This is a genomic window from Oleiphilus sp. HI0086, assembly GCF_001635225.1.
This window is the reverse complement of sequence record NZ_LWFZ01000815.1, coordinates 1-4,239: the sequence shown is the minus strand read 5'-3', so window position 1 is coordinate 4,239 and position 4,239 is coordinate 1. Positions and strand designations below refer to the sequence as shown.

The following is a 4,239-nucleotide window of genomic DNA, read 5'->3' as shown; positions in this document are numbered from 1 at the left end:
GTCTTCTCCAGCAAGTTTCAACAATTCTGAATTAACAACGACTGGATACTCAACCCTATTATCGTAGAATCCGTTGCTTATATTCCCGTAGCTCCCTAATGCACCGAGAAAGATTAGTGAGGCAGAAGATACCCATAAGACTCGATTTTGATTGAAACGCGTACCACGACGAAATGGTTTTTCAACATAACGCCATGAAAAGTAGGCCATTATGAATGATAAACAGCATAACAGAGATAGAACAAGAGTGGTTAAACTATCTATCAAGTAATACCTAGCAAACGCTAAGACGGGTTGATGCCAGAGATAAGCAGAATACGAAATTAGACCAATGCTAACTGCGGGTTTAAAGCTTAGTAACTTGAATGTAAGTGTTTCAGCCCTAGTAAATAAAATTATAAGTGCAGTGCCTATAGTCGGCAGCAGCGTATAATAACTAGGTGTTGGAGTACTTTCATCAAAGAATAAAATAGCCATCACAATAGATAGCAATCCAATTAAACTCGCTACATTATAAAACAACTTGGGTAAATTCCACTCACCCCGGATTAGATATATGGCACAGAATACACCAATCATGAGCTCCCAAGCCCGCATCGGCAGGAGGAAAAATGCACCAGAAGGATATTTGTCCACAGCCCAGTTGGCTAATAAAAGGCTGCCAAATGAAATGATAAATAATAGGAAAACAAGTAACCTGTTACAAAATTTCTGTATCAGCAACAACAGCACTGGAAAGAAAATATAATATTGCTCCTCTACAGCCAAACTCCATGTATGTAATAGAGGCTTTAACTCCGCAGCTGTATCAAAGTAACCACTTTCTCTCCAAAATAGAATATTAGAAGAAAACGTAGCAACGCCTACAAGACTATTCGAGAAGTCTTTCAATTCACTTGGTGATAAACAATACCATGCAAAAGGAAATGAAGCTAAAACGACTAGAAACAGTGCAGGTAAAATCCTTCTAGCTCTTCTTTCATAGAACCTCGTTAGACTGAAGTCGCCTTGCGCCATTTCCTTCATTATTATTGTCGTAATTAAATATCCACTAATAACAAAGAAAACATCTACACCAACAAACCCACCGCTAAATAATGAAAATCCTGCGTGAAAAAATATAACGGGGACAACTGCAAGCGCTCGTAAGCCATCTATTTCGGGACGGTATTTCAAGATAACATTCCTTGATTGTATATAAATTTCGACGTTAACTTCCTAACTGCCAAAACTACTGCGGTGCTAGAAAGTTTTTAAAACAGTTTGATCAATCAATATTCTGTTCTATCAACCACTATTTCATGGCATGATTGATATTAAGTTACTCATGTAAATAGAACCTAAGTTCGCTATTCGACTCAAAATAAATACTACATATTATTGACTATTCTGCGCGGGCATTACACCTAATTCTCGCCTCAAGCGTGCCGTAATATAGTTGGTACTGCTTCTTGATACGTGATGTGCATCTTTGAAAAACGACCAGTTGCTATCATGCAGAGTTATACCTCCGTTACTACTCCATATTTTAGTCGGATAGATGACTGGTACGTCGCCTTTACTAAACTCCAATTTAAAATATTCATTTGCTGCCTTCAAATACTCATTATTCAACAAAACTAACAACTTTAGGCTTTCCTTGTACTCGTCTTTATCAAGGAAAATAGTCGGTGATAGACTCCCGGTTCCCCCAACTTCAAGATGAGGCCCTATTATAATCAAACTATCACTGCAGGAAACAGTCTAGCTATGCGGCGTTTGTAAAAACCAATATAGGTAAATTTACCACTCTTAACTTCTTCATATACAAAAGTAGTTATCAAGAAACCACTAATAACAAAGAAAACATCGACGCCAACAAAACCGCCAGAGAAAAGTGTCATATCCGCGTGATAGAAAATAACTAGAAGTACAGACAAGGCTCTCAAGCCGTCTATATCAGCTCGGTATAACATGAAATTTAATTCCTAAGAGGGACAAAATGGCTTGGTAAACAAAGAGCACATAAAAATAGACTGAATTTCATAATGACTCATTTGTATTCTTACTAAGAATAGCCTTGCAAGGAGTCCCAGCAACACGGGAATTACTGGGAACCGAAACATTGACCAAACTATTTGCACCAACTAAAACTTTTGAACCTAGCTCGACCCCCATGAGAACAGTTGAACCTATACCCAAGTAGCTATCAGAACCAATTCTAATACCTGCACTTGCAGCAGGAAACTCATCGCTCAGTACACTTTTAGTCATATCAATATGTGTGACGAACTTACTGTACATCGATATAACAACGTTATCCTCTACAGTCACAGAGTCGCGCAGATCGAAAAAACAGCCTTTCCCAATATGACAGTTATTTCCGATTAATAGGTTTTTGAAATTTTTGCAGTTATGAAAAGTGATACCAGGCTGAATATCACAGTTTTTTCCGATCTTAGCACCGTAAGCACAAAGAATAAAAATAACTCCTTCAGCATCAATTTGCGTCAAATAATTAAGAGCGTTACCACTTCCAAACAAAGTTTTCCGAATGGAGAAGTTTACGAATGCAAAAAATTTAAAAGGAAAATAACAAACTCGTCTCATCACAGTTATAGTCAGTTTGATAGTTTTTTTATGGTCGATACTAAGCAAGTTCATTTGAAATTTTCCTCTTCATATAAGAAAAAATCGAAGGAATAATAAAAAAGACCGCTGCTCCTACAGATGGAGTAACATTATTTACAGTGAACAGAATCAAAACCATAAAACACACTAAAAAGGGAAAGCTGCTGTAGTTAATATCTCTTCGCTCTCTAAACATTTGCACTACCGGCGCTAAGAACACATACACGCTGACTGAACCAACAATCCCACCAAATAGAGCAAAAGAATCAAGTAAGAATGAGTGCTGTCCAAACCCAGTTACAACTCCAGAAGTATTCTTAATACTGTTGATAACAATCCCTGTTAATGGGAAGTTCGCAAATGCCTGCAAGCTCAATTCAAAAGCATGCAACCTAGCTCCCAAAGAAGCCTCTACAATCCCTGAGCTTAATATCAATTTAATTTCCAACAACCTTTTCTCATTTAAAGAGCCTTTATTTAGCTCTATAAGTGCGTCAAATAAGACATCAAACAATAAAGAAAATGCAGGAACCATAATGATAAATAAAGTCAGGTAACCCAGCAGCCAAATCTTGTTAGTTTTATATACGAAAAAACGACAGAACAAAACCATCAGAGAAAGAAGCATTGCAATCATAAAGTTTGATAGAACAATATTTACAAATAGCAAAGCAGCCAAAGCTAATAAGGTTATTTTAACTAACAGCTTACGATCAAAAGAAAATGATAGATACATTAATCCAGCAAATATGAAAACTATAAAATACACAAAGTCATAACCCGCGATACCTTGGCTCATTTGAGCCAAACCTTCTGCCGTATCCTTTTTTGCTGTTCTTGAAATATTAGGATTCGTAATATACATGTGGATAGTATTAATACTCGTGATCAATACAAAAGGGCTAAGAAGAGCAAGTATTTTTTCGTTGACACGCTTATTATCAAAATTTGCTGAATAAAACTCAAATCCCCATAAGAAAACAATCAATTGGAAGTATTCGAGATATCTATTTGCCATAAATGAGTTACCAGAGGCAATAGAAATTGATAAAACGTACACGAAGAACGTATAAGTCACCAAACGATGAAATGTCGGCTTTAAAAAGAAGTTTGTATTAGTTAAAAAGGAGAAAAGCAACCACGCGAATAAATTAAGTGGCCACAAGTAGTTAAAAAATGATAGAGCACGTAGTTGAGGCAGGAAAGACATTAACACCAAGCTGCAGAAAAGTATTATAGAGACTTTCCCTTGTAAGCTGATGGGCTCTTCCTTTTTGAACTCTAGCATTTACGACTGTCACTCTTACTGATCAAGCAATTGATGATATACAAGACGCAACTTAGCAATTATATCCTTATTTGAGAACTTTTCTTCGATTTGCCCATGCGCGTTTTGAGCATATTCAAATCGTAAAGTTGGCTCATCTGCTAGAGACAGTATCGCCTTCGCCAACCCCTCAGCGTCGCCAGGCTCTACCAAAACTCCGTTGAACCCTGTTTGAACTATTTCCGGCACTCCTCCAGTATTGGAGGCTATCAAAGGTAAGGGCGCACAAGAAGCTTCTAATAGTGCATTTGACAGGGTTTCATGTAGAGTAGGAAGCACAAAAATATCTGAGAGCCTATTAA

At 37.2% G+C, this 4,239-nt stretch carries 5 protein-coding genes; all 5 read right to left on the bottom strand.

Translation table 11 applies throughout. The annotated features are described in order from the left end of the window. A partial coding sequence (locus tag A3756_RS14475) for an acyltransferase (RefSeq protein ID WP_156490489.1) occupies positions 1-1,176 on the bottom strand: 1,176 nt, incomplete at its 3' end. A 542-nt stretch (positions 1,177-1,718) separates the two neighbouring features. Then, complete coding sequence (locus A3756_RS14465) at positions 1,719-1,955, bottom strand: acyltransferase (protein ID WP_068553747.1); 237 nt, start codon at positions 1,953-1,955, stop codon at positions 1,719-1,721. Positions 1,956-2,022: 67 nt separating this feature from the next. Continuing rightward, positions 2,023-2,643 carry a DapH/DapD/GlmU-related protein gene (locus tag A3756_RS14460; protein ID WP_068553144.1) on the bottom strand — a complete coding sequence of 207 codons (621 nt, stop codon included), beginning with the start codon at positions 2,641-2,643 and terminating at the stop codon, positions 2,023-2,025. Then, complete coding sequence (locus A3756_RS14455; protein ID WP_156490488.1) at positions 2,630-3,628, bottom strand: hypothetical protein; 999 nt, start codon at positions 3,626-3,628, stop codon at positions 2,630-2,632. The genes A3756_RS14460 and A3756_RS14455 overlap by 14 nt, the downstream gene beginning before the upstream one ends. Before the next feature lie 285 nt (positions 3,629-3,913). Then, positions 3,914-4,239: glycosyltransferase (locus A3756_RS14450; RefSeq protein ID WP_156490487.1), on the bottom strand; the 326-nt coding region annotated here is incomplete at its 5' end.

Bases quoted from the DNA above. Each gene is read 5' to 3' on its own strand.
- A3756_RS14465 (WP_068553747.1), bottom strand. From the start codon at position 1,955: ATGTTATACCGAGCTGATATAGACGGCTTGAGAGCCTTGTCTGTACTT.
- A3756_RS14460 (WP_068553144.1), bottom strand. From the start codon at position 2,643: ATGAACTTGCTTAGTATCGACCATAAAAAAACTATCAAACTGACTATA.
- A3756_RS14455 (WP_156490488.1), bottom strand. From the start codon at position 3,628: ATGGCAAATAGATATCTCGAATACTTCCAATTGATTGTTTTCTTATGG.